The sequence below is a fragment of the Streptomyces mayteni genome (genome assembly GCF_054783955.1).
Genome location: NZ_BAAGPR010000094.1, coordinates 16848 through 32060, shown reverse-complemented (window position 1 = coordinate 32060; position 15213 = coordinate 16848). Strand labels below are relative to the sequence as shown.

General features: G+C 71.5%; 10 protein-coding genes. 8 read left to right on the top strand and 2 right to left on the bottom strand.

Annotated features, from left to right (window positions below):
• Positions 1-306 precede the first annotated feature (306 nt).
• Together ACYVPE_RS30445 and ACYVPE_RS30440 are read right to left on the bottom strand one after the other, a co-directional pair.
• On the bottom strand, positions 307-2256 hold the full coding sequence (locus tag ACYVPE_RS30445) for an amylo-alpha-1,6-glucosidase (protein ID WP_461036976.1): 1950 nt from the start codon (positions 2254-2256) through the stop codon (positions 307-309).
• A 51-nt stretch (positions 2257-2307) separates the two neighbouring features.
• Positions 2308-3681, bottom strand: coding sequence for an MGH1-like glycoside hydrolase domain-containing protein (locus tag ACYVPE_RS30440; RefSeq protein WP_461036975.1), 1374 nt, complete (start codon positions 3679-3681; stop codon positions 2308-2310).
• A 171-nt stretch (positions 3682-3852) separates the two neighbouring features.
• Here ACYVPE_RS30440 and ACYVPE_RS30435 point away from each other — a divergent pair, with 171 nt between their 5' ends.
• From ACYVPE_RS30435 to ACYVPE_RS30400, 8 genes are all read left to right on the top strand, one after another.
• A complete protein-coding gene (locus tag ACYVPE_RS30435; protein WP_461036974.1) occupies positions 3853-5058 on the top strand; it encodes an ROK family protein in 1206 nt (401 codons plus the stop codon).
• Positions 5059-5323: 265 nt separating this feature from the next.
• The gene (ppdK, locus tag ACYVPE_RS30430; RefSeq protein ID WP_461036977.1) at positions 5324-8023 is read left to right on the top strand and encodes a pyruvate, phosphate dikinase; all 2700 of its coding nucleotides are present in this window, start codon (positions 5324-5326) and stop codon (positions 8021-8023) included.
• Between the two features lie 137 nt (positions 8024-8160).
• Positions 8161-8379, top strand: a complete 219-nt coding sequence (locus ACYVPE_RS30425) for a hypothetical protein (RefSeq protein ID WP_461036973.1) — start codon at positions 8161-8163, stop codon at positions 8377-8379.
• 98 nt (positions 8380-8477) lie between these two features.
• Positions 8478-9680 (top strand): helix-turn-helix domain-containing protein, encoded by a 1203-nt coding sequence (locus ACYVPE_RS30420; protein ID WP_461036972.1) that lies wholly within the window; start codon positions 8478-8480, stop codon positions 9678-9680.
• 155 nt (positions 9681-9835) lie between these two features.
• Positions 9836-10063, top strand: coding sequence for a hypothetical protein (locus ACYVPE_RS30415; RefSeq protein ID WP_461036971.1), 228 nt, complete (start codon positions 9836-9838; stop codon positions 10061-10063).
• Entirely contained in the window at positions 10060-10344 is a 285-nt protein-coding gene (locus ACYVPE_RS30410; RefSeq protein ID WP_461036970.1) for a hypothetical protein, read from the top strand. The genes ACYVPE_RS30415 and ACYVPE_RS30410 overlap by 4 nt, the downstream gene beginning before the upstream one ends.
• Positions 10341-10568, top strand: a complete 228-nt coding sequence (locus ACYVPE_RS30405) for a hypothetical protein (RefSeq protein ID WP_461036969.1) — start codon at positions 10341-10343, stop codon at positions 10566-10568. The genes ACYVPE_RS30410 and ACYVPE_RS30405 overlap by 4 nt, the downstream gene beginning before the upstream one ends.
• A 71-nt stretch (positions 10569-10639) precedes the next feature.
• Positions 10640-15172 carry a DUF6531 domain-containing protein gene (locus ACYVPE_RS30400; RefSeq protein ID WP_461036968.1) on the top strand — a complete coding sequence of 1511 codons (4533 nt, stop codon included), beginning with the start codon at positions 10640-10642 and terminating at the stop codon, positions 15170-15172.
• The last annotated feature ends 41 nt before the right edge of the window (positions 15173-15213 follow it).

Here is a 15213-nt window from a genome sequence, read left to right as displayed (position 1 = left end):
GGGCCGGGCCCGTGGCCCGTGCGCCCCTGGGCGGGGCGGAGCCCCGCAGGGCCGGGCGGCGCAGCCGCCCTCGGCCCCCGGCCGGCCCCTGCCCACCCCGCGCGAAGCGCGGAACAAGGGCGGGCGGGTGGGGAAAACCCCGCGCGGAGCGCCGGGCACCCACCCGAGGTCGCCTCCACCCGCGCGGAGCGCCGGGCACCCACCCGAGGTCGCCTCCACCCGCGCGGAGCGCCGGGCACCCACCCCAGCCCGGCGGCGCAGCCGCCCCCACCCGCGCGGAGCGCGTGGGCGGGGGGAGGAGGAACCTCAGGCCGGCACGGGGCCTGGCATCGTGTTCGTGACCGCCGCCGCCAGGGCGAACGGCGTGGCCGCCGACCACGCCTGCGGCGTGCAGGCGTGGGGGTAGGGGATCGGCGTCGGGTGTTCGTCGCGGGCGTAGCCCGCGATGGCCTCGGGGAGTTGGAAGGTGGTCGCGGCCGCCAGGTCGAGGACGCCGCGGGCGACCGTCTGGGCCTCCGTGCTGAGGCCGTAGCGGGTGAGGCCGAGGGCCGCGATCGCGCTGTCGTGCGGCCAGACGCTGCCCCGGTGGTAGGAGAGCGGGTGGTAAGCGGGCTGGCCGGCGGCCAGCGTGCGGATGCCCCAGCCGGTGAAGAAGTCCGGCTGGAGCAGCCGCCGGCCCACCGCGCGGCCGCGTTCGCGGTCGAGGATGCCGGTCCACAGCAGGTGCCCGGCGTCCGAGCCGAGCGCGTCGACGCGCTGGCCCGCGCCGTCCAACGCCAGGGCGGGGAAGTCCTGTTCGGGCAGCCAGAAGTCGCGCAGGAAGCGGGCCCGCAGCCCTTCGGCCGCGTCGTCGAGGACGTCCGCGTACGAGGCGTCGTCCCAGGCCGTGCGGGCCAGCCGGGCCGCCTGGCAGAGCGCCGCGTAGGCGTAGCCCTGGGCGGTGGCCGCGGTGATCTCGCCCTTCGCCGGGGTACCGTCGGCGGCGCAGACGGAGCCGGGGGAGTCCTTCCAGTTCTGGTTGGCGAGCCCGCCCTGGTCCGCCTGGTAGAGCAGGTAGCCGCCGTCGGCGAGGCCGCCGTACTGGAACATCCACTCGACGGCGGCGCGGGCGTGCCGCTCCAGGCGGCGGGCCAGCTTCTCGTCGCCGGTGGCCTGCGCGTGGGCGCCGAGCAGCACCAGGAACAGCGGGGTGCTGTCGACGGCGCCGAAGTAGCGGCCGAACGGCACCTGGTCGAAGTGGGCCAGCTCGCCGTGGCGCAGCTCGTGCACGATCTTGCCCGGCTCGGCGATGCGGCGCGGGTCGGCGCCGGTGGCCTGGGTGGCGGCCAGTGCGAGCAGCGTGGCGGCGGCCAGTTCGGGCCTGGCGCGCAGCATGAACAGCGAGGTGACGAGGGCGTGTCGGGCGATCAGGGTCAGGAACCACGGCACGCCGGCCGCCGGCACCCGAAGGGGCTCGCCGTCGGGCCCGGTGGCCGGTACGAGGAGGCCGGCGAGGTCGCCGAGCCCCTCTTCGCACGCGGCCGACAGTTCGGGCCAGTCGTCCGGGATCGGCGCGCCGCCGAGCCCGCCCACCGTCGCGAACCGGCGGGCCGGCGTGGGGAGTACGGGGTCGGGCTCCGGCGCGCCGTGCGGGTGGGCGTCCACCCGGAGCGCCAACTCCAGGCTGCCGTGGGCCGGTAGCTCGACCTGCCAGCGCAACCGGCGTGCGCCGCTGCCGGTTTCCTCGACGACGTCGGGCGCGGGTGAGGCGGTGACGACGGTGCGGGCGTGCCATTCGCGGCGCCGGTAGCCGAACTCCACGCCGTCGGGCAGGATCGCGCGGGTGCGGACGGCGTGCGGCTTCTCGTACCAGCGGTGGTCGCCACGTAGTTCGAACTGGTCGGCGAAGTCGGCGTCGACGGTCAATGCCAGCAGGGCGGTGGTCGGTTCGCCGTGGTTGCTGCTGACCCTGATCCGTTCGCTCAACCCGCCGGCGCGGACCGCCTGTTCGCGGAAGAGGGTGAGCGCGGGCGGCTCGGCGCGGCTGCCCGGCGGTGTCAGTACGGCGTTGGCGCGGGCCTCGTCCCCGACGGCGGCCGGCACCAGCACGGCGGGCGTGCCGCCGTCGACGGTGAGTTGCCAGCGGCTGAGGTGGCGGGCGTCCCTGGCGAAGAGGCCGTCAGGCCAGGGACCGCGGTCGCCGGTGATGTCCCCGGAAGGCCCGATCGCGGCGAAGGTGCCGTCCCGGACGAGCAGGCAGTGGTGTGTAGTGAGCACTGCGATCCCCTGGTGTCTTCATGTCTTCGGTTGTCTCAGGGCGGTGGGGCGTCACGCGTGTGTCGCGCCCTGGGCCTGGGTGGCGAGCGGTTCGACGAGCGGTTCCATGAGCAGATCGATGGTGAGCGCGGCCGTCCAGCTGAAGTCCTGGCTGCCGCGTGCCTCGCAGGTGAACGGGTCGACGTACTCGGCGAAGCCGGTCGCTTCGGCCGCGCTCAGCGCCTCGGCCCGCAGCGCGTCGGCCCGCTCGGTGGCGCCGTGCAGGCGCAGCCCGCGCTCCAACAGCCAGTTGATGTTGAACCAGGCGGGGCCCCGCCAGTAGCGCGACGGGTCGAAGGCCGGGCTGGTGAGGTCGTAGCTCGGCGCCAGCCGGGAGGGCCCGCCGAGGCCGAAGTGCTCGCCGGTGGCGGTGCGCACCAGGGCGGCGACGATCTCCTCAGGGAGGTCGGGGAGGATCAGCGGGATCAGGCCGCTGACGCCGCGCTCCATGATGTGTTCGCCGGTGTTCACGTCCTGGCAGAGGAACATGCCGGCTTCCGGGTTCCACAGCCGCTTGAGCAGGCTGGTGGTGAGCTCCTCGGCGCGGACCAGGTGGTCGGCCGGGTCGGCGTCGATGACGGCGGCGATCTCGGCGAGCGCGTGCTCGGAGGCGATCAGCAGGGCGTTGAGCGCCGGGTCCTCGACGGCGAAGGGGTGCGAGCCGGCGTCGTCGGCGTAGCCGCGGTCGCGGTAGGAGGCGGCGAGCCGGACGTAGCGGCCGTAGTCGAGGTCGGTGGGGCGGTCGGCGCGGCAGCCGTGGTCGAGGTCGGCGCGGTGGAAGGAGCGGACGTCGGCTGGCTCGATCCTGGCGAGCGGGTGATCCCAGCTCGGACAGTTGTCCATGCCGGATTCCCAGGGGTGGACGATTGACGCGAGGCCCCGGCCGCCCAGGTCGCGGCGGCCGGTGAGGTACCGCTGCCAGGCGACGAGCCGCGGGTAGACCCGGCGGAGAAAGCCCCGGCGCGTGGACGCGGCGGGGTCGGCCCGGTGGACCAGCCAGGCGGCGAGGGCGTGGACGGGAGGCTGCACGATCCCTGAGGTCTCGACGGCCGCCGGCGCCCCCGCCTTGTCCCCGGCGGTGGAGGATCGCCAGAAGTCGGGACTGGGGAAGTAGGCCGTGAGGGGCACGGCCGGGTTGAACACGATGTGCGGGATCCGGCCGTCCTGCCACTGCGCGGCCAGCAGCGTCTCCAGCTCGCGCTGGGCGCGGTCGGGGGAGACGTGGCGCAGCCCGATGGCGATGAACGCGGAGTCCCAGCTCCACTGGTGTGGGTAGAGGGCCCTGGAGGGGACCGTCGAGGAGCCCGTCCAGTTGCGGGAGAGAACGCGGCGCGCGCCGTTGTATGCGATCGAGGGGAGGCCGGGGGGCAGATCAGCGCGTTCCACGTGGGCTCCGAGGGACTCTGGCTTTTGCTGCCGCAGGGCGGCCGCACCACTTGTTTTGTCGAAGGTACCGTAGAGTTACGTCTACTTAACACGCAAAAGTAGCGCTGTAATATCTACTTCACAAGCTAAATGGGGGTGAGAAATCAGTCACGGGGAAGGCAGAGCGGTGTGATGAACCAGGCGAGCGCCGGGCACCTGCTGGGGTTGATCCGCAGCGGACAGGCGACGACGCGGGGCGAGCTCCAGCGGATCACCGGGCTCTCCCGCTCGACGGTCGGGCATCGGCTCGACCAGCTCTTCGGCGCCGGTTGGATCAGGGAGACCGCCGGCGATCCGGTGGAGGCCCCGACTGGCGGTCGCCCGGCCGTGCGGATCGAGTTCGACGCCTCGCACGCGGTGGTGCTCTGTGCCGACCTCGAGACGCGGCACGCGCGGGCCGCCGTTCTTGACCTGGCCGGTGGGCTGCTGGCCGAGCACTCCGGCTCGCTGTTGATCAACCAGGGCCCCGACGAGGTCCTCGACCGGCTCGGCCACTGGTTCGCGGCGCTGCTGGAGAAGGCCGGGGTGCCGGCCTCCGCCGTCTGTGGCATCGGCCTCTCGGTGCCTGGCCCCGTCGACTCGACGTCCGGCCAGGTCGTCCAGCCGCCGATCATGCCGGGCTGGGACCGCTACCCGATCCGGGAGCGGATGCGTCGCGCGTTCGCCGAGCACTGCCACGGCGACGCCCGGATACCCGTGCTGATGGAGAACGACGCCAACCTGATGGCGTACGCCGAGCAGCGGCACGGCTATCCCGACTGCTCGGCGTTTCTGTTGATCAAGGTCTCCACCGGCATCGGCGCCGGGATGGTGGCCGGCGGCGAGATGTACCGGGGGATCGACGGCGCCGCCGGTGACATAGGGCACATCAGGCTCAGCGAGCACACCCACGCGCTCTGCCGCTGCGGCTCCTACGGCTGCCTGGCGGCGGTGGCCAGCGGCCGCGCCCTGGCCGAGCAGCTGACGGCGGCCGGCATCCCCACGGCCTCAGGATCCGGCGTCCGCGACCAGCTGTCCATCGGCCAGCCGGACGCGGTGCGGCTGGCCCGCGAGGCCGGCCGGCTGGTGGGCGGCGTGCTGGCGACGGTGGTCACCCTGCTCAACCCCGGCGTCCTGATGATCGCCGGCGACCTCGCCGGACCCCCCTTCCTGACCGGGGTCAGGGAGCTGCTCTACCAGCGCGCGATGCCGCGCACCACGGCGTACCTCCAGGTGGTGACCTCCCAGCTCGGCGACCGCGCCGGCCTGGCCGGCGCCGCCACCATGGTGGTCGAGTCGCTGTACGCCTCGGCCGAGGCGGACCGCCGGCTGACGTCGAACCTGTCGACGGCCAGGTAGCCCCCTCGGCCCCTCCGCCCCTTCGCGGCCCTGCGCGTCCGCTCCCTCCAGACGGCCCCCGGACTGTTCCGGGGGCCGTCTCGCCTCGCCGCGCCCCGTCGGCTTGGGCGGCTTAGGGTGGAATTAGCCCTTTCGTGGGCGTGATGCCTGCCACGAATGATGACCGGAACGCTCAGATGAGCGGTTGGCGGGGTAACCTCCCGCTGTCAGGGCAGCCGTTCACGAGGAGTCGAGTCCCGTGCCGGAAACGCAAACCCCATCCCTCATCACCCCTCCCCTCATAGCCCCCGCCACCACGGCGAAGTACGTCTACGACTTCACCGAGGGCAACAAGGACCTCAAGGACCTGCTCGGCGGCAAGGGCGCCAACCTCGCCGAGATGACCAGGCTCGGCCTTCCCGTGCCACCGGGATTCACCATCACCACCGACGCCTGCCGGGCCTACCTCCTCACCGGCGACGAACCCGGCACGCTCCACGACGAGGTGAGTGCGCACCTCGACGCGCTGGAGCGCCGCATGGGCCGCCGGCTCGGGCACGGCGACGACCCGCTGCTGGTCTCCGTCCGCTCCGGGGCCAAGTTCTCCATGCCGGGCATGATGGACACCGTCCTCAACATCGGCCTCACCGACGAGTCGGTCGGCGCCCTCGCCGCCCAGGCCGGTGACGAGCGCTTCGCCTGGGACTCCTACCGCCGGCTCATCCAGATGTTCGGCAAGACCGTGCTCGGCATCGAGGGCGACCTGTTCGAGGACCGCATCGACGAGGCCCGCCGAACCGCAGGCGTCGCCACCGACGTCGAGCTCACCGCCGACCAACTCCGTGCCCTCGTCGCCGAGTTCAAGGAGATCGTGGTCGCCGCCACCGGCCGCGGCTTCCCTCAGGACCCGCGCGAGCAGATGAACCTCGCCATCCGCGCCGTCTTCGCGTCGTGGAACGGCGACCGCGCCCGCCTCTACCGCCGCCAGGAGCGCATCCCCAACGACCTCGGCACCGCCGTCAGCGTCTGCGCCATGGTCTTCGGCAACCTCGGCCCCGACTCGGGCACGGGCGTCGCCTTCACCCGCGACCCGGCCAGCGGCCACCAGGGCGTCTACGGCGACTACCTCGCCAACGCCCAAGGCGAGGACGTCGTCGCCGGCATCCGCAACACCGTGCCGCTCGCCGAACTCGAACGCCTCGACGCCGCCTCCTACGCGGAACTCCTGCGCATCATGGAGGTGTTGGAGAACCACTACCTCGACCTCTGCGACATCGAGTTCACCATCGAGCGCGGCAAGCTCTGGATGCTCCAGACCCGGGTCGGCAAGCGCACCGCCGCCGCCGCGTTCCGGATCGCCGTCCAACTCCTCGACCAGGGCCTGATCGACGAGCGCGAGGCGCTGCGCCGCGTCACCGGCGGCCAGTTGGCGCAGCTGATGTTCCCCCGGTTCAGCGCGGAGACCGAGCACGCCCCGATCGGCACCGGCATCGCGGCCTCGCCCGGCGCAGCGTCCGGCGCCGCCGTCTTCGACTCGGCCACCGCCGTCGCCCGCGCGGCGGCCGGCGAACGCGTCATCCTCGTCCGCCGCGAGACCAACCCCGACGACCTCGACGGCATGATCGCCGCCCAGGGCATCCTCACCTCGCGCGGCGGCAAGACCTCGCACGCCGCCGTCGTCGCCCGCGGCATGGGCAAGACCTGCGTCTGCGGCGCCGAGGAACTCCAGGTCGACGTGGACGCCCGCCGCCTCACCACCGCCGACGGCACGGTGATCGGCGAGGGCGACGTCCTCTCCATCGACGGCGCCAGCGGCCGCGTCTACGCCGGCGAGGTACCCGTCGTCCCGTCCTCCGTCGTGGAGTACTTCGAGGGCACCACGGCCCCCGACGCCGACGACCTGGTCGCCGCCGTCCACCGCCTCATGACGCTCGCCGACCGGGAGCGCCACCTGGGCGTCCGCGCCAACGCCGACACCGCCGAAGACGCCGCCCGCGCCCGCAGGTTCGGCGGCGAGGGCGTCGGCCTGTGCCGCACCGAGCACATGTTCCTCGGCGACCGCCGGGCACTCGTCGAGCGGCTGATCCTCGCCGAAGGCGAAGCGGAGCGCTCCGCCGCGCTCGACGCGCTGCTCCCGCTCCAACGCGGCGACTTCACCGAGCTGTTCGAGGCGATGGACGGCCTCCCGGTCACCGTCAGGCTCCTCGACCCGCCGCTCCACGAGTTCCTGCCCGACCTCACCGAACTCTCGGTGCGGGTCGCGCTCCAGCACGACGAGCACGACGCCCGACTGCTGGCCGCCGTGCGGCGCCTGCACGAACAGAACCCGATGCTCGGCCTGCGCGGCGTCCGCCTCGGCCTGGTCGTCCCCGGCCTGTTCACCATGCAGGTCCGCGCGATCGCCGAGGCCGCGGCGGCCCGCCGCGCCGCCGGCGGCAACCCGCGCCCCGAGATCATGATCCCGCTGGTCGGGACCGTGCAGGAGCTGGAGATCGTCCGCGACGAGGCCGAGGCCGTCATCGCCGACGTCGAACGCGACCGGGGCGTCTCCCTGTCGATCCCCCTCGGCACCATGATCGAGCTGCCGCGCGCCGCGTTGACGGCCGGTCAGATCGCCGAGTCCGCCGACTTCTTCTCCTTCGGCACCAACGATCTGACCCAGACGGTGTGGGGTTTCTCGCGCGACGACGTCGAAGCGAGTTTCTTCACCGCCTACTTGGAAAAGGGCATCTTCGGAGTCTCCCCGTTCGAGACCATCGACGCCGACGGAGTCGGCTCGCTGGTCAGGGCCGCCGTGACCGCGGGCCGGGCAGCACGCCCCGACCTCAAGCTCGGTGTCTGCGGCGAACACGGCGGCGACCCCGAGTCGGTGCACTTCTTCCATGAGGTGGGCCTGGACTACGTGTCCTGCTCACCGTTCCGCATCCCCGTGGCCCGGCTGGAAGCTGGTCGGGCCGCCACGGCGGGGGCCACCACCACTCCCTGACAACCCTCACCGGTGGTAGCCCCCGCCCTGGCGGGCGGGGAACCCTCGGGGGCGGCGCCTGTGCGGAGGCGCCGCCCCCGCTTCTCGTCTTCCGCGACCGAGGTATGTCGTCGGCGCCCCGGGGGAAGACGAAGGGCATGAGCACCTTCTCCAGGCGCCGCAAGCGGCGGGACGAAGCGGCCGCGAACCAGTCCGTCACCAACTCCCTGCTCCTCGACTCCGCCTTGTCATACGACGACAGCTCGTCCTCCGCCTCCGACAGCGGGTACTCCGACGCGTCGAGCGGCAGCGGTTCCTCCGACGACGGAGGCTCCGGCTCGTCCAGCGGCGACAGCGGTGGTGCGGACGGGTTCTGAGCCCCGGGGAGGCTCTCCACCCCGCTCTCGTGACCGACTGTCCACGCGCGGCGCGCGAGTCGTACGCTGGGCGTAACGGTCCGAACACGGGAGGCAGGATGCCCGACCTCACCCCCATCACCCCAGGAGGCATTGGCGCCAGGATCAAGGAGTTCCGCACCATACGGGGCTTCTCACTCACCGAACTCGGCCGCCGGGCCCATGTGTCGACCAGCCAGTTGTCGCGTATCGAGACCGGCAGTCGCGCCGCCAGTTCGGCGGTGGAGGCGAACATCGCCCGGGCGCTGGGCGTGACGCTCTCGGTCCTGCACGGCCAGCCCTATATCCACATGCTCCAGCAGGACAGGTTCGACGCGCTGCTCACCCCGATCTCCAGCGCGCTGGACAGCTGGGACATCCCGGCCGACGACGTGCCGCTCCGCTCGCTGGACGCGCTGGCGGCCGACGTCGACCGGATCGTCGCCCTCCGGCTGAGAACCGAGTTCGTCGAGATCGCCGAAGACCTGCCCGCCCTGATCGTCGAGGCGGCGGCGCTGGCGCTGACCCACGCGACGCCGGGCGCCCGGCGCGAACGCGCGCACGGGCTCCAGGCCGAACTCGCGCGCACGGCCGCGATCATGGCCTACCGGCTCGGCTTCATCGACCTGGCGCGGCTCGCGCTGTCGCGCATGGCCATGGCGGCACCGCACAGCGGCGACCCGGCACAGGTGGCGATCGAACGCATGGAGCGGTCCGCCATGACGCACGCGCAGAGCTCGCGGCCGGACCGGGGAGTCGCGCTGATGCGGGTGGCGCTGCGCGACCTCGACGACGACGGGACCACGGAGGTCAGGACGGTGCGCGGGGCGCTCTGCCTGCGTGCCGCCGGCCTCGCGCTTCAGCAGCGGGACAACAGCGGCGCGGAGAACTGGCTCGGCCAGGCCCAGGAGGTGGCGGACCGGTTCGGCGACACGTACCACCACTCGCTGATGTCCGGCCCGTTCTCCGTGGCGATGACCCAGATGGAGGCGGAGAACGATCGCGGTGACCACGCGGCGGCACTGCGGCGGGCCTCCCAAATGCGGCTCCCCGAGCACTGCCCGCCCACCCTCGCCGCCCACTTCATGATCAGGACGGCGCGGGCGCAGGGGTGGACGGCCCACCACGGGGACGCGCTGGAGTCGCTACGGAAGGCGCGCACGACCGCACCCCAGCTGACCCGTTACCACCCGCACGTCCACGAGACCGTCGGCACACTGCTCCGCGCGCGGGCGAAGCCGACCAAGGAGCTGCGGGAGTTCGCCGCGTGGAGCGGCGTGTAACACTTCACTCACTTACCGTCAATCGGTTCGCCGGCTCTGGCAATGCCAGCGGGTCAAAGCCAGAGCCGGTTTCGGCCGGCAGGGTTGAGGACCAGTAAGGCCCCGGACGCTGGGACGTCCGGGGGCGTGGTCCTCAACCCTGGGGAGATTGACGCGTGGTGCCTCCTGACAACGTGCCCGAGGTGGGCTTCCTGGCGCGGGACACGTCGCGTGGCGAGATCGGCCGTGTCGTGGACCGGCAGGGCGGCCGGGTCTGGCTGCGGCCCGTCGGTGGTGGGCGGGAGTGGGACGTTCGGCAGGAGGACGTCGAGCCGGTCAGCGTCGGCGAGATACTGCGGCCGTTCGTTGCGGAGGCCAACCGCCGCTCCTGGGAGGGGCGATGAGGCGCCGCCGACACCGCGCGGAAGCGGTCAGGCCCGGGGACGTGATCACCATCGGTGGTCGCCGCTGCGTCGTGACGATCGCCGAACGGCTCCACAACGGCTCGCGCCTGCGGTTCGCCTCCGGCGAGTTGCTGGCTCTGCCCCGCTCGGCCGTCCTCATGGTCGCGCGCAGGCGACCGGCCCACCGGCGGCGGCACCGGTGGGCCTCCGAGGCGGTGGCGCAGGTCGTGGCCGGATGCGTGCTCGTCATCGTCCTCACCGTGGCGGTGGTCGTCCGATGACACGGCCGCCCGGGGTGCTGGTGCCCACGGAAGTGAACGCGGCCACCGTGCGGCGCGGCGACCTCCTCACCATCGGCGGCAAGGCACTGGTCGTTCGCGACCTGATCAACCTCCCCGCCGGCGGCAAGCGGCTGGCCTTCGACTCCGGCGAGTCGTTCACCATGCGACCGACGACCGTCCTGACCGTGAACCGCCGGGTGACGTTGCGACGCTGGTGTGGGTAGCGCGCCACAACACCGTTGAGTCGGCCCTGACCTGACGTTTATCGTGACATTCGAGCACTGTGCGCTGCTTGATGGTTACGGGGGGAAGATCCATGGCGCGTCCGTCTGACTGGTCGCCGGTCGACATGGACTCGGATCCGACACCGGGGAATCCGGAAGAAGTCCGAGATCTAGCAGATGAGTTGCAAACCTTCGCGGACGATGTCGGCGAGGCGCTGGGGCAGATCCGCGGGATGTCGGAGGATCGGGCGGTGCTCGACTGGGCGGGCCTGTCGGCGGAGGCGTTCCGCTCCGAGTTCGACGGGGTGCCGCCCAACCTCCAGAAGCTTCAGACCTCCTACGACATGGCGGCCCAGGCCCTCCAGACGTACTGGCCCAAGCTGGAGACGGCGCAGGGCATGGCCGACCGGGCCCTGGACCGGGCCATCGCCGCGCAGGCCGACCTCTCCTCCGCCCAGTCGGCGCTCTCCGACGCGCAGGACTGGGTCTCGCGGGCCGGCGACGAGGCTGACCGTCTGGAGCGGGAGGGGGAACGCGAGAACGTCGAGCCGCCCTCCGAGGCGGAGGTGCGGGCCGCGACGCGTGACGCCACCGCCGCCGGTCAGGCGCAGTCCAACGCGCAGGGGCGGGTGGGCTCGGCCGAGGAAGCCCTGTCCGCCGCCCGCCAACTGGCCCTCGACGCCAAGGAGATGCGCGAGGACGCCGCCCGCACCTGCGCCTCCGACATCGACGCCGCCTCCGACGCCGGCATCCAGAACCGCCGCTGGTGGGAGGACGCCATCAACTGGGTCTCGGAGAACTGGGACACCATCGTCGAGATCTGCAAGGTCGTCGTCGCGGTCCTCGGCATCGTCGTGATGATCATCGGCGGCCCACTCGCCTGGGTCGTCCTCGCCGCCGCCCTCGTCGTCCTCGCCGACACCCTCGTCAAATACGCCAACGGCGAAGCATCCCTCTGGGACGTCGCGTTCGCGGCCCTCGACTGCATTCCCGGCATGAAGGGCCTCACCACCCTCGGCGGCCTCGCCCGCGGCATGCGCTCCCTCGCCACCACCGGCCTGCGCGGCCTCCGGCAGGGAATGCGAGGGCTCGGCCAGACCATTCGACGGACGGGTCGCAACAGCGACAGCCTGGTGTGCCGGACCGACCCGATCGACATGGCCACCGGCGAAATGGTCATGGACGCCACGGACGTGGAACTCCCCGGCGTGCTCCCGCTCCTCATCCAACGCCACCACCGCACCAGCCTGCTGGAAGGCACCTGGTTCGGCCCCTCCTGGGCCTCAACGCTCGACCAGCGTCTGGTACTTGATGAGGCAGGACTTCAGTTCGTCACTGCGGACGGCATGGTCCTCGACTACCCGCGACCGATCCCGGGCCTCCCGGTCCTGCCTGTCGAGGGCCCGCGTTGGGAGCTGAGTTGGGACGGCGCGGCAAGTACGCCGATGACGGTTCGCCAGGGCGAGACGGGGCTCAGCTTCCACTTCGGTCCAGTCAGCGGTCGGCGGGGCGGCGAGCTGCCCCTCACGTCGATCACCGACCGCAACGACAACCGCGTTCGCCTCGTCCACGACGAGAGCGGCGACCTGACCGACGTCATCCACGACGGCGGCTACCACGTCGCCGTCACCACAGCGGACCGCCGCATCACCCAACTCCGCCTGCTCGGTGAGACGCACCAGCAGACGCTCGTCCGCTACGCCTACGACGAGCGCGGGAACCTCTCTCACGTCCACAACTCGTCCGACCTGCCGCTCACGCTCTCCTACGACGACCAGCATCGCGTCATCGGCTGGGAGGATCGCAACAACGTCCGCTACCAGTACACCTATGACGACCAGGGGCGCTGCGTCGCCACCGACTGCACCGGTGGATTCCTCAGCAGCCGGATCGTCTACGACACCGACACCCACCGGACTCTGTTCACCGACTCCCGCGGCAACACGACCGTCTACGAGTTCAACGACTGCTACCAACTGGTTGCCGAGACCGATCCGCTGGGCAATCACTCCTACCGTGCCTGGGACAGATTCGACCGTCTCCTCAGTGCCACCGATCCGCTGGGCCTCACGGTGAGCTATGAGTACGACGAAGTCGGATACCTCAGCGCCATCACCCGCGCCAACAGTCACGGGCTGCGGATCGACCGCGACGCCCGTGGACTCCCGCTGCAGCTGACCGAAGCGGACGGTTCCACCTGGCAGTTGGAGTACGACGAGAAGGGCAACAACACCGCGGCGGTCGACGCCGCCGGCGGGCGGACCACCTGGGCGTTCGACGCCACCGGCGCTATCGCCTCCGTGACGGACGCGCTGGGCAAGACGACGCGGTTCGGGCGGAGCGCCGCCGGCCTCAAGACGTCGGAGACCGACCCCCTGGGCGCGACCACGACCTACCGGCATGACCCCCATGGGCGCGTCATCGCGGTCACCGATCCGCTGGGCGCCACCACCCGAGCCGAGTGGTCACCGGACGGGAAGCTGACACGGCTGGTCGATCCGCTCGGCGGCACACGGGAGTGGACGTGGGACGGGGAGGGGAACTGCCTCAGCCACACCGACGAGAACGGCGGGATCACGAGGAACGAGTTCGGCCCGTTCGACAGGATGACCACACAGACCCTGCCCGATGGCGCGCGGTACGAGTTCACCTACGACACCGAGCTGTCTCTCGCCCAGGTGGTCAACCCACTCGGCCTCGCCTGGGAGTACGAGTACGACGCGGCGGGGCGTCTCGTCTCGGAGCGTGACTTCGACGACCGGGCGCTGTCGTACTCGCTTGATCCGGTGGGCCAGGTCGTCTCCCGGGTCAACGCCAGCGAACAGCGGACCACCTTCTCGTACGGCCCGCTCGGCGAGATCCTGGAGAAGAACGTCGACGGCCAGATCACGGCGTTCGAGCACGATGTCACTGGCCAGTTGACCCGGGCGGTCGGTCCGGGCGGCGAAGTCGTCTACGAACGGGCGCTGGCCGGGCACATCCTGTCCGAGACCGTCAACGGCCGGGCCATGCGGTACGGATACGACTCGATTGGCCGGATCGTCAGCCGCACCACCCCAAGTGGCCGAACCAGCCACTGGGAGTACGACGACGCGGACCGCGTCACCGCCTTGCGGGTCGGCGAGCGGACCTTCGACTTCGCATACGACGCCGCAGGACAGGAGGTGCGGCGCACCATCGGACCGCATGTCAGCCTCTCGCGCGACTGGGACGAGGCCGGTCGCCTCATCCAGCAGGACCTGCTCGGCGCCTCCGGCGTCACCGCGCGGCGTACGTACTCCTATCGGCAGGACCACCAGCCCGTCCGGATTCACGACGGCTCCCTCGGGACCGCCGAGATCGCACTGGACGCCGTCGGGCGGGTCACCTCGATCAGGGCGGCGGCCTGGGAGGAGGACTACGCGTACGACCTGGCGGGGAACCAGGCGGCGGCCCGGTGGCCCGGCCTTGAGTCCGGGGAGAACGAGGGTGATCGGCACACCCGCTCGGGGAGCCGCATCACCCGGGCCGGCCAACTGCGCTACGAGTATGACGCCGATGGTCGTGTCGTTCTCAAGCAACGGAAGCGGTTGTCACGCAAGCCCGACACCTGGCGCTACACATGGGACGCCGAGGACCGCCTGACGGCCGTGACCACCCCGGACGGGACGCGCTGGTCCTACCTCTACGATCCGATCGGGCGGCGCATCGCCAAGCTGCGCCTGGCGGTCGACGGGTCGGTGGCGGAGCGTACCGACTACGTCTGGTTCGGCACCTCGGTCGTCGAGCAGAGCACTCGCGGTGCGGAGGATTCCGGGTCCGCCGTCATCACGTGGGACTACAACGGCACGCATCCGGTCTCGCAGACGGAGCGCCGGTCCACCGAGGGAGATCTCCTCACGAAGGAGGAGGTCGACGAGCGCTTCTTCGCGATCGTGACCGACCTGGTCGGCACTCCCACCGAGTTGGTCGATGTCGACGGGAATGTCGCGTGGCGGGGGCGAAGCACCCTTTGGGGAATCGACGCCACCCCCGACGGGCAACGCACCACGACACCCCTTCGCTTTCCCGGCCAGTTCGCCGACGAGGAGACCGGGTGGTACTACAACTACCACCGCCACTACGACCCGGCCGTCGCACGCTACGCGTCACCCGACCCGCTCGGACTGATGCCGGGGCCGAACCCGGTGGCCTATGTCGACAATCCGCAGACCGCCTGCGACCCGCTGGGACTGGTCAGTTGCGCACTGCGGCGCATGGCGGACCGAATGCAGTTCCGTGCCGGAAAGAACGGTGTTCGTTTCGTCAGCGAATACGTCTCTCCCTCCGGTGTCAGCTATTTCGGCAACAACGCCAAGGGGGCCATCAACTTCGTCCCCGGCGGCATCATGGAACGCATGGTGGCCGCTTCAGGGCACCACGGCCACTGTGCGGAGATCATGGCGATGGCCAGGGCCGAGTGGGCCGAGGGGGCCGCCGCCTTCCGGGTCGGCGACCGAACGGGCAGCGTGGAGACCATCAGTGTCCGCAGCCCACGAGGGGACCAGAGCATGCACGGCCAGCCGGTTCATCCGTGCCCGAACTACTGCCAGCCCCTGCTGAACAGCATGGGCATCAGGTTCTGACACGATGGCGCACGAGCGAGCGACAGTCGAGGAGAGGTAGG

Bases quoted from the DNA above. Each gene is read 5' to 3' on its own strand.
- ACYVPE_RS30435 (WP_461036974.1), top strand. From the start codon at position 3,853: ATGAACCAGGCGAGCGCCGGGCACCTGCTGGGGTTGATCCGCAGCGGA.
- ACYVPE_RS30425 (WP_461036973.1), top strand. From the start codon at position 8,161: ATGAGCACCTTCTCCAGGCGCCGCAAGCGGCGGGACGAAGCGGCCGCG.
- ACYVPE_RS30420 (WP_461036972.1), top strand. From the start codon at position 8,478: ATGCCCGACCTCACCCCCATCACCCCAGGAGGCATTGGCGCCAGGATC.
- ACYVPE_RS30410 (WP_461036970.1), top strand. From the start codon at position 10,060: ATGAGGCGCCGCCGACACCGCGCGGAAGCGGTCAGGCCCGGGGACGTG.
- ACYVPE_RS30405 (WP_461036969.1), top strand. From the start codon at position 10,341: ATGACACGGCCGCCCGGGGTGCTGGTGCCCACGGAAGTGAACGCGGCC.
- ACYVPE_RS30400 (WP_461036968.1), top strand. From the start codon at position 10,640: ATGGTTACGGGGGGAAGATCCATGGCGCGTCCGTCTGACTGGTCGCCG.